This is a genomic window from Agromyces solani (assembly GCF_058349925.1).
In genome coordinates, this window is sequence record NZ_JBYRER010000002.1 from 563,785 (window position 1) to 578,953 (window position 15,169).

The 15,169-nt window shown below is 69.4% G+C and carries 12 protein-coding genes; 7 read left to right on the top strand and 5 right to left on the bottom strand.

Features of this window, described 5'->3' with window-relative positions; all coding sequences use genetic code 11:
- Positions 1-9: 9 nt before the first annotated feature.
- Positions 10-1,320 (bottom strand): YihY/virulence factor BrkB family protein, encoded by a 1,311-nt coding sequence (locus AC3RJ7_RS10340; protein ID WP_491455750.1) that lies wholly within the window; start codon positions 1,318-1,320, stop codon positions 10-12.
- Between the two features lie 336 nt (positions 1,321-1,656).
- Here AC3RJ7_RS10340 and AC3RJ7_RS10345 point away from each other — a divergent pair, with 336 nt between their 5' ends.
- Complete coding sequence (locus AC3RJ7_RS10345; protein ID WP_491455751.1) at positions 1,657-3,582, top strand: DUF7927 domain-containing protein; 1,926 nt, start codon at positions 1,657-1,659, stop codon at positions 3,580-3,582.
- Between the two features lie 128 nt (positions 3,583-3,710).
- Here the strand turns inward: AC3RJ7_RS10345 and AC3RJ7_RS10350 are convergent, their stop codons facing one another.
- From AC3RJ7_RS10350 to sdhC, 4 genes are read right to left on the bottom strand one after another with little or no spacing between them, the layout of a single operon-like run.
- Complete coding sequence (locus AC3RJ7_RS10350; protein WP_491455752.1) at positions 3,711-4,472, bottom strand: succinate dehydrogenase iron-sulfur subunit; 762 nt, start codon at positions 4,470-4,472, stop codon at positions 3,711-3,713.
- A 2-nt stretch (positions 4,473-4,474) separates the two neighbouring features.
- Positions 4,475-6,283, bottom strand: a complete 1,809-nt coding sequence (gene sdhA / locus AC3RJ7_RS10355; RefSeq protein WP_491455753.1) for a succinate dehydrogenase flavoprotein subunit — start codon at positions 6,281-6,283, stop codon at positions 4,475-4,477.
- A 7-nt stretch (positions 6,284-6,290) separates the two neighbouring features.
- Complete coding sequence (locus AC3RJ7_RS10360; RefSeq protein ID WP_231431638.1) at positions 6,291-6,740, bottom strand: succinate dehydrogenase hydrophobic membrane anchor subunit; 450 nt, start codon at positions 6,738-6,740, stop codon at positions 6,291-6,293.
- Positions 6,741-6,753: 13 nt separating this feature from the next.
- Positions 6,754-7,176 carry a succinate dehydrogenase, cytochrome b556 subunit gene (gene sdhC / locus AC3RJ7_RS10365; RefSeq protein ID WP_491455754.1) on the bottom strand — a complete coding sequence of 141 codons (423 nt, stop codon included), beginning with the start codon at positions 7,174-7,176 and terminating at the stop codon, positions 6,754-6,756.
- Positions 7,177-7,347: 171 nt separating this feature from the next.
- Here sdhC and AC3RJ7_RS10370 point away from each other — a divergent pair, with 171 nt between their 5' ends.
- From AC3RJ7_RS10370 to AC3RJ7_RS10395, 6 genes are all read left to right on the top strand, one after another.
- Entirely contained in the window at positions 7,348-8,466 is a 1,119-nt protein-coding gene (locus AC3RJ7_RS10370; RefSeq protein ID WP_491455755.1) for a mannose-1-phosphate guanylyltransferase, read from the top strand.
- Positions 8,467-8,496: 30 nt separating this feature from the next.
- Positions 8,497-9,558, top strand: a complete 1,062-nt coding sequence (locus tag AC3RJ7_RS10375) for a BMP family lipoprotein (RefSeq protein ID WP_491455756.1) — start codon at positions 8,497-8,499, stop codon at positions 9,556-9,558.
- A gap of 196 nt (positions 9,559-9,754) precedes the next feature.
- Positions 9,755-10,864 (top strand): BMP family lipoprotein, encoded by a 1,110-nt coding sequence (locus AC3RJ7_RS10380; RefSeq protein ID WP_491455757.1) that lies wholly within the window; start codon positions 9,755-9,757, stop codon positions 10,862-10,864.
- A gap of 167 nt (positions 10,865-11,031) precedes the next feature.
- Positions 11,032-12,549 carry an ABC transporter ATP-binding protein gene (locus AC3RJ7_RS10385; RefSeq protein ID WP_491455758.1) on the top strand — a complete coding sequence of 506 codons (1,518 nt, stop codon included), beginning with the start codon at positions 11,032-11,034 and terminating at the stop codon, positions 12,547-12,549.
- Complete coding sequence (locus AC3RJ7_RS10390) at positions 12,546-13,826, top strand: ABC transporter permease (protein ID WP_491455759.1); 1,281 nt, start codon at positions 12,546-12,548, stop codon at positions 13,824-13,826. The genes AC3RJ7_RS10385 and AC3RJ7_RS10390 overlap by 4 nt, the downstream gene beginning before the upstream one ends.
- Entirely contained in the window at positions 13,823-15,139 is a 1,317-nt protein-coding gene (locus AC3RJ7_RS10395) for an ABC transporter permease (RefSeq protein WP_491455760.1), read from the top strand. The genes AC3RJ7_RS10390 and AC3RJ7_RS10395 overlap by 4 nt, the downstream gene beginning before the upstream one ends.
- Positions 15,140-15,169: the final 30 nt, after the last annotated feature.

Genomic DNA, 15,169 nt, shown 5'->3' on the forward strand with positions numbered 1-15,169 from the left:
AACTCGATCCTACGGGAGCCCTCCGACGCCATCGGCCGACGGTGCGCCGTCGGGCATCGCCTCGAGATCGGCGAGCTCCTGCTCGGCGCGGGCGAGCCGGCGCTTCGCGCCGAGCTGCTCGAACCATCTCGCGTCGGCGACCGCACCGCGTGCCACCCGTACCCGGACCCGTGCGGCGGTGAGCAGCGCCTCGCGTTCGCGCTGTCGCTCCTCAGCGGCGAGCTGTTCGGCGGTGACGAGCCGCAGGCTCTCGTTCGCGTCGGCGGCCTCGACGGCGATCCAGCTGGCGGCGACGAGGATCACGATGCTCGTGAGGTGGAACCAGAGCAGGAGTCCCACGAAGACGGCGAACGTCGCGAGCAGCGGGTTGCTCGTGACGCCCGAGACGAGCAGGCCGCTGAGCAGTTGCATGGCCGACAGCGCGGCCGACCCGAGGAGCGAACCGACCCACATGCGGCGCCACGGCATCGCCGCGCCGGAGAGGAAGCGGAACATGACCGCGAGTGCGAGCGTGTCGATCACGAAGACGACGAACAGGGTGCCGAATCGCACGGTGAACGCCTCCCACCCGTCGGCGTTCGGCACGTTCAGGAGGTCGAAGAGCCACGTGACGAACGACGTCGTCGCGACCGACAGCACCGACGCGATGATGAGCACGCCGCCGAACGCGAGGCCGGCGAGGAAGTCTCGCGCCTTCAGCAGCACGTACGCCCGGGTGTCCTTCGGCAGTCCGAAGATGCTCCGCACGGCCAGGCGGGCGTAGGTGATCCAGCCGATGGCCGTCCAGATGAAGCCGATGACGGCGATGGCGCCCGTCCAGCCGAGCACGCCGCTCGACACGGTGACGATCGAGGTGAGCTCGTCCTTCGAGATGACGCCGGCGCCCTCCGTCTCGCCGATGAGACCCGGTGCGAACGTGTTGACGAGCTTGATGAGCGCCTGGAGGGTCTCGGGGTTGCTCGTGAGCCACAGGCCGGCGACCGCGAAGAGCACGTAGACGGCGGCGAACACCGCGAAGAGCGCCTGGTAGCTGAGACCTGCCGAGAGCAGGAAGCCGTTGCGCGCGAGGAAGTGCCGCCACACCCGCACCGGGAACAGCGCCATCGTCTTCTTCGTGATCGTCGACACCGTGCTGATCGGTTCCTCGAAGCGATCGCGGAGCGGCTGGCTGAGCGCGTCGAAGCGCTCCTTCGCGCTGAGCCCGGCGTCCGGCGTCGACCCATCGGCGCCCGGGGCGTCCACGGCGCCCTCGGGCCGGCGGCTCGCGTCGCCGCGGTTCGGCGTCGACGCTGCGCGACGTCGGGGGGCTCGCTCACTCACGATGCCAACGATAGCGAGAAGCGCAGCGACCCCGTCGCACGGCTCGAACGGCGGGCGGATGTCTCCGAAGGGGCGGTCCCGGAACTCGATCGCGCAGGCCCGGCACGGTGCCCCGATCGGCTGTTCCGCCCCGGCCCGAGTTCGGGGGACAAAGCGTGAGGAATTCTTGTTTTCGTGGGGCCGCGAGGAGGAAACTGGCGGTGCTGACCCGACTACCCGAGCCGGCTCCCTTACCCGTACCCGACGTTTGGAGCTGTCATGCCTCAGTACCCGCCTGTCCGTCGCGCCCGGAGTTCCGAGAGGGGCCGGCTTCGCGCCTCCCTCGCGGGGCTCGCCGTGGGCGCCCTCGTCGTCTTCGGCGCGCCCATGGCGGCGTTCGCCGACGACGCCGTCCCGGCCGATCCCGCGATCGCGAGCGAGCCGGCGGTCGTCGCCGCAGCTCCCGCGCCGGCGGCCGAGCCCGAGGAGGCGGCGCCGCCGGCACCCGAAGCGGCACCGGCACCGGAGGCCCCGCCCGCCGAACCCGAGCCCGCCGCTGAGGAACCCGCGGCCCCCGAGGATCCGGTGGCGCCCGAGGAGCCCGCCGAGCCCGAGCCCGCCGCGCCCGAGGAGGCGGTCGCCTCGCAGCCCGACGAAGCGGCGGCTCCCACGACGAGGACGGTCTCGAAGGAACTCGCGCCGGCCGCCGACGAGAACGGCGGACCGCCCGTCACGACCGTCCCCGAGTGGAACGACCACGTCGCGATCTGCCACGCCACCGCGAGCGAATCGAACCCCTTCGTGTTCATCAGCCCGAGCGTGCGGTCCATCATCGATCCGCAGGGCGACCCGAGCGACCCGTTCTCGGGCGGCCACGCGCACTCCCTGCACCAGGGCCTCGAGGACGTCATCCCGGCGTTCGACTACTTCGACGCCGAGGGCGAGCTGCAGCACTTCCCCGGGCTCAACACGACGAAGACCGAGCTCACCGGTGAGGAGGACTGCCTGCCCCAGCTGACGGTCACCGCTGCTCCCTGCATCGAGCCGGGCGGCGTTCCGCCGGCCGTGGAGGTCTCGCTGACCGGCCTGCTGTTCGACTTCGAGTACACGATCACGATCACCGAATCGGGCAGCGACGTCGTCGTCGACGAGCACACGTTCACCGACCCCGACGGGGAGTTCACGATGGAGTTCGACCTCCCACCCGGAACGTACGACGTGACCGTCCATCGCACCGACAGCAACGTGGAGCACGACCTGCATGCGACGGTGACGGTCGAGCCGTGCCCGCCGGTGCCGCACTGGGAGCTGCGGAAGTCCTCCGACCCGACCGACGGTGAGACGGTCGAGCCGGGCGAGCTCATCATCTACACCCTCCACGCCGTCAACGACTCGGAGGCCACGGTGACCGGGGCGCAGGCGTTCGACGACGTCTCGGACGTGCTCGACAACGGCACCATCGTCGACCTCGGCGACGGGTTGTCCGGCCCGGTGGACGACGTGCTCACGTGGGACATCCCGGACCTCGAACCCGGTGAGTCCGCGTCGGTGTCGTACACCGTCGAGGTCGCCGACGGCGTGTTCGGCGAGCTGCTGCACAACGTCGTCACGCCCGGACCCGGCGGCGAATGCCCGGTGGAGGAGAGCGACGACCCGTGCGTCGTCGACCACCCGGTGATCGACATCGACCTCGTGCTCGTGAAGGAGGAGGCCACCGAGAACGACGAACCCGTCCAGTCGGGCGAGGACGACGTCATCACCTACACGCTGACGATCACGAACGAGGGTGCCGATCCGGCGTATCGGAGCTTCGTGTTCGACACGCTCCCGGACGGCGTGACCTACGTCGACGGCTCGGCGGTGATCTCGCCGAACCCCGATGAATGGGGCGAGGTGGACGTGACCGACGGCATGCTCTCCGTCCAGCACGAGGGGTGGATCTTCCCGGGCGACGTCATCACGATCACCTTCGAGGTGACGGTCGGGGATCTCGGCCAGCCCGTGCCCACGGAGCTGCTGAACCACGCGTGCGTGGCGAGCGAGCAGTACCCGCCGGACGATGACGAGGTCGTGACCCTCGCCGACGGGCCGGGTTGGGAGTCGAACCCCGACAACAACTGCGATGACGCCCGGACGCCCGTGACCGAGCCCGACGAGCCGTCGAAGCCCGCCGGCCTCGCGGAGACGGGCGTCGAGACCGGTCTGATGCTGCCGTTCGCGGTGCTCATGACGGCCATCGGCGCCGCCGCCGTCGCGCGCGGCCTGCGTCGTCGCGAGAACTGAACCACTGATCGCGGATGCCTCGCCGGGAGCGATCCCGGCGAGGCATCCGTCGTTCGTGCGAGCCGCAGAGAACGGAACGGGGGCCGGTCGCCTCAGGCGACCGGCCCCCGTTCGAGGATGCTGCGTGGTTACGGCTTGCCGCGCATGACGGCCTGCTTGACCTCGGCGATCGCCTTCGTCACCTCGATGCCGCGGGGGCACGCCTCGGTGCAGTTGAAGGTGGTGCGGCAGCGCCACACGCCCTCCTTGTCGTTGAGGATGTCGAGGCGGGTCTGGGCGTTGTCGTCGCGCGAGTCGAAGATGAAGCGGTGCGCGTTCACGATCGCGGCCGGGCCGAAGTACTGGCCGTCGGTCCAGAACACGGGGCACGACGAGGTGCACGCGGCGCACAGGATGCACTTCGTGGTGTCGTCGAAGATCGCCCGCTGGGCGACCGACTGCACGCGCTCCTTGCCGGCCTCGGGCGTCGAGCTCGCGACGAGGAAGGGCTGCACCTCGCGGTAGCTCGCGAAGAACGGCTCCATGTCGACGATGAGGTCCTTCTCGAGCGGCAGGCCCTTGATCGCCTCGACGTAGATCGGCTTCGAGATGTCGAGGTCCTTGATCAGCGTCTTGCACGCGAGCCGGTTGCGGCCGTTGATGCGCATCGCGTCGGACCCGCAGATGCCGTGGGCGCACGAGCGGCGGAAGGTGAGCGAGCCGTCCTGCTCCCACTTGATCTTGTGCAGCGCGTCGAGCACGCGGTCGGTCGCGTACATCTCGACGTCGAAGTCCTGCCAGCGCGGCTCGGTGTCGACGTCGGGGTCGAAGCGACGGATCAGGAAGGTCACGGTGAACGACTGGATTGCGGCCTCCGCGGCCGGCGGCTGCTCGAGCGTGGCGGTGCTCACGATCAGTACTTCCTCTCCATCGGCTGGTAGCGCGTGACGACGACCGGCTTCCAGTCGAGCCGGATGTGGTCGCTCGCGTCGGACGAGTGCGCGTCGCCCGACAGGTACGCCATCGTGTGCTGCATGAACTTCTCGTCGTCGCGGTCGGGGAAGTCGTCGCGCATGTGACCGCCGCGGCTCTCCTGGCGGTTGCGGGCGCTCGTCACGACGACCTCGGCGAGGTCGAGCAGGAACCCGAGCTCGACGGCCTCGAGCAGGTCGGTGTTGAACCGCTTGCCCTTGTCCTGCACGGCCACGTTCTTGTAGCGCTCGCGCAGGCCCGCGATGACGCCGGCCGCGTGGGCGAGCGACTCGTCGGTGCGGAACACCTGGGCGTTGCGGTCCATCTCGTCCTGCAGCTCCTTGCGGATCGCGGCGATCCGCTCGGTGCCGGTCGAGTCGCGCAGGCCCACGAGCAGGTCGCGGACGCCCGCGGCGGGGTCGGCGGGCAGCGGCAGGAAGTCGACGCCCGAGTTCACGTACTCGACCGCGTTGCGGCCGGCGCGCTTGCCGAAGACGTTGATGTCGAGCAGCGAGTTCGTGCCGAGGCGGTTCGAACCGTGCACCGAAACGCAGGCGCACTCGCCGGCGGCGTAGAGGCCCGGCACGACGGTCGTGTTGTCGCGCAGCACCTCGGCGTTGTTGTTGGTCGGGATGCCGCCCATCGCGTAGTGCGCGGTGGGCATGACGGGCACCGGCTCGTACACCGGGTCGACACCGAGGTAGGTGCGGGCGAACTCGGTGATGTCGGGCAGCTTCGTCTCGAGCACCTCGGCGCCCAGGTGCGTGCAGTCGAGCAGCACGTAGTCCTTGTGGGGGCCGGCGCCGCGGCCCTCGGCCACCTCCTGCACCATGCATCGCGCGACGATGTCGCGGGGCGCCAGGTCCTTGATGGTGGGGGCGTAGCGCTCCATGAAGCGCTCGCCGCTCGCGTTGCGGAGGATCGCGCCCTCGCCTCGGGCGCCCTCGGTGAGGAGGATGCCGAGACCGGCGAGGCCGGTCGGGTGGAACTGGAAGAACTCCATGTCCTCGAGCGGCAGGCCCTTGCGCCAGATGATGCCGACGCCGTCGCCCGTGAGGGTGTGCGCGTTCGAGGTCGTCTTGAAGATCTTGCCGAAGCCGCCCGTGGCGAAGATGATCGCCTTCGCCTGGAACACGTGCAGTTCGCCGGTCGCGAGCTCGTAGGCGACGACGCCGCTCGGCTGCGGGGTCCCGTCGACCTCGGTCATGACGACGTCGAGGGCGTAGTACTCGTTGTAGAACTCGATGCCGAGCTTCACGCAGTTCTGGAACAGCGTCTGCAGGATCATGTGGCCCGTGCGGTCGGCCGCGTAGCAGGCGCGGCGCACCGGCGCCTTGCCGTGGTCGCGGGTGTGACCGCCGAAGCGGCGCTGGTCGATCTTGCCCTCGGGCGTGCGGTTGAACGGCAGGCCCATGTTCTCGAGGTCGATGACCGCGTCGATCGCCTCTTTCGCGAGGATCTCGGCCGCGTCCTGGTCGACGAGGTAGTCGCCGCCCTTGACAGTGTCGAAGGTGTGCCACTCCCACGAGTCCTCCTCGACGTTCGCGAGCGCCGCGGCCATGCCGCCCTGCGCCGCGCCCGTGTGCGAGCGGGTGGGGTAGAGCTTCGAGATGACGGCGGTCTTCGCCCCGGGGCCGGCCTCGATGGCCGCCCGCATGCCGGCGCCGCCGGCGCCGACGATCACGATGTCGTACTGGTGGTAGTGGACGCCGTCGACGATCTTGGTCTCGGCGTGGGTTTCGCTGGTCACGTGTCTCCTAGAGCGCGGCGCAGAAACTGGGGAGGAGGTCCGCCGGGGCGCCGGCGGGACACGGGTCGAAGGTGAAGACCACGAGCGTGCCGAGCACGATGAGCACCGCGGCGGCCGCGAAGAGGGCGCCCTTCAGGAGCTTCTGCACCGTGCCGGGGTTCGTGTAGTCGTTCACGAGGGTGCGCATGCCGTTCGCGCCGTGGATGAGCGCGAGCCAGAGCATCAGCACGTCCCACCACTGCCAGAACGGGTCGGCCCACTTGCCGCCGACGAAGCCGAAGTCGATGGCGTGGATGCCGTCGCCCAGCATGAGGTTCGTGAAGAGGTGCCCGAAGATGAGCACGAGCAGCAGCACGCCGGAGGCGCGCATGTAGATCCAGCCCCACTTCTCCAGGTTCGCGCCGCCCTTGCGGGCGGGTCGCGCCGGGGTGCGGGGAGCTTCGATGGTCGCAGTCATGTCAGTGAACCCCTCAGTGCCCGAACACGTTCATCAGGTGACGCGGCGTGAACGCCAGCATCGTGACGACCCAGAGGGCGATGACGACCCAGAACAGCACCTTCTGGTGGCGCGTCGCCCAGGTCCAGAAGTCCACGAGGATGATCCGCAGGCCGTTGTAGGCGTGGAACACGATCGCCCCGACGAGGGCGACCTCGCCGAGTCCCATGATCGGCGTCTGGTAGGCGCCGATGACCGTGTTGTAGGCCTCGGGGCTCACCCGCACGAGCGCCGTGTCGAGGATGTGCACGAGGAGGAAGAAGAAGATGGCGACACCCGTGATGCGGTGCAGCACCCATGACCACATACCCTCGTGGCCGCGATAGAGCGTGCCTCCCGGCTTCTGCTTCGCCGGCTTCTCGGGTGCGGTCAGGGTTCCTGCCGAGGTCTCTGGCATGAACAACCCTCCCTGGCTGTGTGAAACGCGCCCTTGACAGGCGGGCGCAGGGGCACGACGGCCCGCTCCGAGTCTAGACCCGGCTCGCTCGCCACGCAGGTGAGGGCACCCTTAGCCGCTCGCCACGGCGGCGAACAGCGGTCGCGGATGCCTCGCCGCTATCCTGTTCGGATGCCGAACGAACCGCTCGAGGGCTTCTACACCATCATCCCCGCCGGGGGAGTGGGCTCCCGGCTCTGGCCGCTGTCCCGCGCCGACGCGCCGAAGTTCCTGCACGACCTCACCGGTTCGGGGCAGACCCTCCTCAAGGACACCTGGGACCGGCTGGCGCCGCTGTCGGGCGACCAGCGCATCATGATCGTCACGGGCCGCGCCCACCGCGGGGCCGTCGAGGAGCAACTGCCCGACCTCGCCGACGCCAACATCGTGCTCGAGTCCGAGCCTCGCGACTCGACCGCCGCGATCGGGCTGGCCGCCGCGATCCTCGAGCGCCGCGAGCCGGGCGTGGTGATCGGCTCCTTCGCCGCCGACCACGTCATCTCGGGCGACGCCCTCTTCCAAGCCGCGGTCACCGAGGCCGTCACCGCGGCGAAGGCCGGCTACATCGCCACGATCGGCATCACGCCCACCGAGCCGGCGGTCGGCTTCGGCTACATCGAGTGCGGCAGCCCCCTCGACATCCCCGGCACCGAGCACGCCGAGGTCGTGTCGAGCTTCGTGGAGAAGCCCGACCTCGCGACCGCCAAGCGCTATCTCGCGGGCGGCAAGCACCTCTGGAACGCGGGCATGTTCATCGCCAGGGCCGACCAGCTGCTCGCCGAGATCGAGCGCAACAAGCCCGAGCTCCACGCCGGGCTCGTCGAGCTCGCCGAGGCATGGGACGATCCCGCGACCCGCGGCCCGGCGGTCGACCGCATCTGGCCGAAGCTCGAGAAGATCGCGATCGACTACTCGGTCGCCGAGCCCGCCGCCGCGGCCGGCCGGCTCGCCGTCATCCGGGGCCACTTCCAGTGGGACGACGTCGGCGACTTCGCCTCGCTCGCGAAGCTCAACACCGCGGGACGCTCGGGCGAGCTGGCGATCCTCGGCGAGCACGCACGCGTGCTCGCGGATGCGTCGAGCGGCATCGTCGTGAGCCGCTCGAAGCGCGTCATCAGCCTCATCGGCGTTCGCGATATCGTCGTCGTCGACACGCCCGACGCACTGCTGGTCACCACGAGCGAGCACGCCCAGCGCGTGAAGGCGGTCGTCGACGCCCTGCGGCTCGGCGGCTCGAGCGACGTGCTCTGAACCCACCACCATCGAGAGACAGGTAGCCGGATGCCTCGGACATCGCGCAATCTCATCGCCGCCGCGTTCGCCGTGGCATCCCTCGCCCTCGTCTCGTGCGCGACCGCGCCCGAGACCGGCCCGACCGACGCGGCGAGCGACGTCTGCGCCCGGATGGTGACGAACTCCGGAGGCCTCGAGGACCGCTCGTTCAACCAGTCGAGCTGGGAGGGCCTCCAGGCGGCCGAGGACGAGTACGGCATCGAGGCGGAGGCGATCGTCTCCACCGGCGAGACCGACCTCGCCCCGAACGTCGCCCAGGCGGTCGACTCGGGCTGCGAGCTCATCGTCACCGTCGGGTGGGAGCTCGCCGAGGCCACGACCGACCAGGCGGCGAAGAACCCCGACCTCGACTTCGCCATCGTCGACGAGACCGTCGAGGGCGACAACATCAAGCCGGTCGTGTTCGACACGGCGCAGGCCTCGTTCCTCGCCGGCTACCTCGCGGCGGGCGTCTCGAAGACCGGGGTGGTCGCGACCTTCGGCGGCGGCAACCAGCCGCCCGTCACCCTCTTCATGGACGGCTTCGTCGACGGCGTCGCGAAGTACAACGAGGAGCACGGCACGAACGTGCGCGCGCTTGGCTGGGACAAGGCGAAGCAGGACGGCGCGTTCACGGGCGACTTCGAGGACGTCAACAAGGGCAAGACGCTCACGCAGGGCTTCATCGACCAGGGGGCCGACGTGATCCTCCCGGTCGCGGGCCAGGTCGGGGAGGGGGCGACCGCCGCCGCGCTCGAGCACGACGGGGTCTCCGTCATCTGGGTCGACAGCGACGGCTACGAGACCCTGAACCCCGAGTTCCGCCCCGTCCTCCTCACGAGCGTGCTCAAGAACACGCAGGACGCGATGGTCGAGATCGTCGGCGACGTCGTCGGCGACGAGTTCACGAACGACCCGTACATCGGCACGCTCGAGAACGGCGGCGTCGAGATCGCGCCGTACCACGATCTCGCCCCGCTCGTCTCCGAGGAGCTCGACGCGGAGATCGACGAGCTGCGCGCGGCGATCGTCGCCGGCGACCTCGTGGTCGACTCGCCGAGCGCGCCGTAGGCGCGGGCGAGGCGGCCCGGTACCGCTTCACCCCCGTTCGCGGGGCAGATCGCGTGCTCATATGAGCAGAATGTCGCGTATTCATAACCATTGACGATGGCGCGCCCCGAGGGGCATCGCGCTCGGCGAAACATTGGGTAACGTGACATCGATCAGCCCCCGCGAAGGTCGGGGTCTTGCGTCTTTGGAGGACACAGTGAAGGTCACGACCAAGAAGGCCGCGCTCGGCGGTCTCGCGCTGCTCGGCAGCAGCGCACTGCTGCTCGCGGGCTGCGCATCGGCGCCTGAAGAGGCGGCCACCCCGACGGCAGAGGCGATCGAAGGCTTCCAGCCCTGCATGGTCTCCGACGCGGGCGGCTTCGACGACAAGTCCTTCAACCAGCTCGGCTTCGAGGGCATCACCAAGGCCGCCGACGAGCTCGGCGTCGAGCCGATCACGGTCGAGTCGAAGGACGAGACGGAGTACGCCCCGAACCTCTCGAGCCTCGTCGACCAGGGCTGCTCGGTCATCGTGACCGTCGGCTTCGCGCTCTCGGCCGCCACGGTCGAGTCGGCGCTCGCGAACCCCGACATCGAGTACATCATCATCGACGACGCGGCCGACAACGACTTCGACGGCACCGTCGACGCCGAGAACATCAAGCCGATCCTCTTCGACACCGCCCAGGCCGCGTTCCTCGCGGGCTACGCCGGCGCCGACTTCTCGGAGACCGGCGTCGTCGGCACCTACGGCGGCATGAACTTCCCGACCGTGTCGATCTTCATGGACGGCTTCGCCCAGGGCGTCGACTACTACAACGGCGAGAAGGGCACCGACGTCAAGGTCGTCGGCTGGGACCGCGCCAAGCAGGACGGCTCGTTCACCGGTGGCTTCGAGGCCAACGACCAGGCCCGCCAGACCGCGCAGGCGCTCATCGACCAGAACATCGACGTGCTCCTGCCCGTCGGCGGCCCGATCTACCAGTCGGGTGCCGCGGCAGTGCGCGACTCGGGTCGTGACATCGCGATGATCGGCGTCGACGCCGACCTCACGCAGACCGACCCCTCGGTCGCCGACCTGATCCTCACCTCGATCCTCAAGGGCATCGACGTCGCGACCTACGACTCGGTGCTCGCCGCGGGCAAGGGCGAGTTCGACCCGACGGCCTACGTCGGCACGCTCGAGAACGAGGGCGTCGGCATCGCGGAGTTCCACGACTTCGAGTCGAAGGTCTCGCCCGAGCTCCAGGGCGAGCTCGACGAGCTGCAGGCCGCCATCATCTCGGGCGACGTCCCGGTCGAGTCGTACCTCTCCGCGCAGGAGTAGTCTGATCCGCCTGATCGGGGAGGTCGGTTCGCCGGCCTCCCCGATCTGCGTTCCACCCGGTTGCGCGCCTTCGCGCCGACCGCAACATCTGAGCGGCCCGCATATCGGGCCGCCGACATCCGCGCAGCCTCTGCTACAGATGCTGCGCGCTCACTAGGATCGGGGACATGAAGCTCGAACTTCGCGGTATCACGAAGCGGTTCGGCAGCCTGGTCGCGAACGACCATATCGACCTCACCGTGGAGGCCGGAGAGATCCACTGCCTGCTCGGCGAGAACGGTGCGGGCAAGTCGACGCTGATGAACGTGCTCTACGGCCTCTACCAGGCCGACGACGGAGAGATCCTCCTCAACGACGAGGTGCAGCACTTCTCCGGTCCCGGCGACGCGATGGCCGCCGGCATCGGCATGGTGCACCAGCACTTCATGCTCATCCCCGTGTTCACGGTCGCCGAGAACGTCATGCTCGGCAACGAGGCCACCAAGGGCGGCGGATTCCTCGATCTCGACGCGGCCCGGCGACGGGTCCGCGAGATCAGCGAGCGCTTCGGGTTCGACGTCGACCCCGACGCCCTCGTCGACGACCTGCCGGTCGGCGTGCAGCAGCGCGTCGAGATCATCAAGGCGCTCTCGCGCGACGCGCGGGTGCTCGTGTTCGACGAGCCGACCGCGGTGCTCACGCCGCAGGAGACCGACGAGCTCATGGAGATCATGCGGCAGCTCAAGGCCTCCGGCACCTCGATCGTCTTCATCACGCACAAGCTCCGCGAGGTGCGCGAGGTCGCCGACCGCATCACGGTCGTCCGCCTCGGCAAGGTCGTCGGCGAGGCGTCCCCGACGGCCTCGAACACCGAGCTCGCCTCCCTCATGGTGGGGCGTGCCGTCGAGCTCACCGTCCAGAAGGACGAGCCCAAGCTCGGCGAAGCCGCCCTCGTCGTGCAGGGCCTCACGGTCATCGACCACATCGGCCAGCTCGTCGTCAACGACGTGAGCTTCGAGGTCCGCCAGGGCGAGATCCTCGCGGTCGCCGGCGTCCAGGGCAACGGCCAGACCGAGCTCACCGAGGCGCTCGTCGGCCTGCAGCCGCGCGTGCGCGGGTCGATCAGGCTCGACGGCGTCGAGCTCACGAGCGAGAGCGTGCGCAAGATCCTCGACTCCGGTGTCGGCTTCGTCCCGGAGGACCGCAACGAAGACGGTCTCGTCGGCGAGTTCACGATCGCCGAGAACCTGATGCTCGATCGCTCCGACGGCGCGCCGTTCGTGCGAGCGGGCAACATCCAGCGCGGCGTGCTCGCCGAGTTCGCCCGCGACAAGGTGAAGGAGTTCGACGTCCGCACCCAGGGCATCGACGAGAAGGTGCGCCAGCTCTCCGGCGGCAACGCTCAGAAGGTCGTGCTCGCCCGCGAGCTCAGCCGGGAGCTCAGCCTGCTCGTCGCGGCCCAGCCGACCCGCGGCGTCGACGTCGGTTCGATCGAGTTCATCCACAAGCGCATCGTCGAGACCCGTGACCGCGGCGTTCCCGTCGTCGTCGTGTCGACCGAGCTCGACGAGGTCGCCGCCCTCGCCGACCGGATCATGGTGATGTACCGCGGCAAGGTCGTCGGCATCGTGCCCGGCGACACCCCGCGCGACGTGCTCGGCCTGATGATGGCCGGCGAGCAGCCTGCAGAAGGAGCGGCAGCATGACCGAGCCCCAGCCTCAGACCAGCGCCGTCCCCAGGGACACCACGACGGTCCCCGCCGAGGCGCCCGAGCCCTCGCGCTGGCACACCATGTGGCAGCAGATCGTCACGGGCAACGCCCTCATCTCGGTGCTCTCGGTCGTGCTCGCGCTCATCGTCGGCGCGATCATGATCGCCTTCACCGACGAAGACGTGCAGCAGGCGAGCGTCTACTTCTTCGCCCGGCCCGGTGACACGCTGATCGCAGTGTGGGACTCGGTCTCCGGCGCGTACGCAGCGCTCTTCCAGGGTTCGATCTACAACTTCCGGCGCGACACGTTCCTCGACGGCATCAAGCCGCTGACCGACACGCTCACGTTCGCCACCCCGCTCATCGCGGGCGGCCTCGGCGTCGGCCTCGCGTTCCGCGTCGGCATGTTCAACATCGGCGGCCGCGGCCAGATGCTCATCGCCGCGTCGGTCGCCGGCTGGGTCGCCTTCGGATTCGACCTGCCGTGGGGCATCCACATGGTGGTGGCCCTCATCGCCGGCCTCCTCGGCGGCGCGCTGTGGGGCGGTATCGCGGGCCTCCTGAAGGCCCGCACGGGTGCGCACGAGGTGATCGTCACGATCATGCTCAACTTCGTCGCGTTCTACCTGGTGTCGTGGATGCTGCGCACCCCCGGCCTGCTGCAGGCGCCCGGCTCGTCGAACCCGAAGACGCCGCCCATGAAGGAGACGGCGATCTTCTTCGACCTGCTCGGCCCGAAGTACCAGCTGCACTTCGGCTTCATCCTCGCCGTCCTCGCGACCGTGCTCGTGTGGTGGATCCTCAGCCGCTCGAGCCTCGGCTTCCGTTTCCGGGCCGTCGGCGAGAACCCGAACGCCGCGCGGGTCGCCGGTATCAACGTCCCGTCGATGTACGTCTACGCGATGCTCATCTCGGGTGCGCTCCTCGGTCTCGCCGGCGTCAGCCAGGTGCTCGGCACCGTCACGACGGGTTTCACCGCCGGCATCGACGCGGGCGTCGGCTTCGACGCGATCACCGTGGCCCTGCTCGGTCGCTCCTCGCCGTGGGGCATCTTCCTCGCGGGCATCCTGTTCGGCGCGTTCAAGGCCGGCGGGTACTCCATGCAGGCCGCCGAGGGCGTGCCGGTCGACATCGTGCTCGTGGTGCAGTCGCTCATCGTCCTCTTCATCGCGGCGCCGCCGCTCGTTCGCACGATCTTCCGCCTGCCCGACCCCGCCCGCGGGCCGAAACGTCCCCGCCCGATCGTCACGAAGGAGGTGGAGGCGAAGTGAGCACCGTCACCGAGCACCACAAGGTCTCACCGCAGCCCGACGCCCTCGACACGACCGTCGTCGTCAGCTGGAAGGCGCCGATCGCGTACGCCGTCTTCGTGCTCGTCGCCCTGGCGCTCGCGGTGTTCGCTCCGCGCGAGGGCGACACCAACTACCGTCTCGTCGCGTCCGACGACGACGCGATCAAGGTCGCCGACATCTCGGTGCCCGCCATGCCCGCGCTGTGGACGGTCATCGTCCTCCTTGCGGTCATCACGGCGGTGTCGGTCTGGCTGGTCGCGTCGAAGCGCCGGGTGCCGCTCTGGCTCACCGTCGTGTACGCCGTGCTGTTCCTGTTCGGCTTCCTGACGTGGGCCGGCGCCGGCGCGACACTGCCGATGATCGGCCTGCTGTACGGAGCGCTGAGCCTCTCGGTGCCGCTCATCTTCGGTGCGCTCACCGGCGTGCTCGGCGAGCGAGTCGGCATCATCAACATCGCGATCGAGGGCCAGCTGCTCGCCGGCGCCTTCACCTCGGCGGTGACCGCGTCGGTCGTGACGTCGTCGACCGGCGTCGTCTGGATCGGCCTGCTCTCGGGCGTGGTCGGCGCGATGATCGCGGGCATGCTCGTCGGCATGGTCCTCGCGGCGTTCTCGATCAAGTACTTCGTCGACCAGGTCATCGTCGGCGTCGTGCTGAACGTGCTCGTCACGGGCCTCACGAGCTTCTTCTTCTCGCAGGTCCTCTCGAACAACGCCGCGGTGCTGAACTCGCCGCCGAGGTTCCCGAGGCTGCCGATCCCGCTGCTCAGCGACATCCCCGTCATCGGCCCGGTCTTCTTCCGCCAGACGCTCGTGGTGTACATCATGTACATCGCCGTCGCGGCGGTCTACGTCGGACTGTTCCACACCCGCTGGGGCCTGCGCCTCCGCGCGGTCGGCGAGCACCCGCAGGCCGCCGACACGGTCGGCATCAACGTCAACCGCACGCGGTTCTGGAACGTCGCCTTCGCCGGCGCGATCGCCGGCTTCGGCGGCATCTTCTTCACGCTCGGCTCGGGCATCGCCTTCAACAAGGAGATGACCGCGGGCATGGGCTTCATCGCCCTCGCCGCCGTGATCTTCGGCGGCTGGGACCCGATCCGCGCGACCCTCGCGGCGCTCCTGTTCGGCTTCGCGTCGAACCTGCAGAACACGCTCTCGGTGATCGGCTCGCCCGTGCCGAGCGAGTTCATGCTCATGCTGCCGTACGTGGTCACGATCATCGCGGTCGCCGGGCTCGTCGGCAAGGTCCGCGGGCCGGCCGCGGCGGGCAAGCCCTACATCAAGTCCTGACCGGATGCCTCGGGGCCGACGCCGGCCCCG

Bases quoted from the DNA above. Each gene is read 5' to 3' on its own strand.
- AC3RJ7_RS10385 (WP_491455758.1), top strand. From the start codon at position 11,032: ATGAAGCTCGAACTTCGCGGTATCACGAAGCGGTTCGGCAGCCTGGTC.
- AC3RJ7_RS10360 (WP_231431638.1), bottom strand. From the start codon at position 6,740: ATGACTGCGACCATCGAAGCTCCCCGCACCCCGGCGCGACCCGCCCGC.
- AC3RJ7_RS10370 (WP_491455755.1), top strand. From the start codon at position 7,348: ATGCCGAACGAACCGCTCGAGGGCTTCTACACCATCATCCCCGCCGGG.
- AC3RJ7_RS10390 (WP_491455759.1), top strand. From the start codon at position 12,546: ATGACCGAGCCCCAGCCTCAGACCAGCGCCGTCCCCAGGGACACCACG.
- sdhC (WP_491455754.1), bottom strand. From the start codon at position 7,176: ATGCCAGAGACCTCGGCAGGAACCCTGACCGCACCCGAGAAGCCGGCG.
- AC3RJ7_RS10375 (WP_491455756.1), top strand. From the start codon at position 8,497: ATGCCTCGGACATCGCGCAATCTCATCGCCGCCGCGTTCGCCGTGGCA.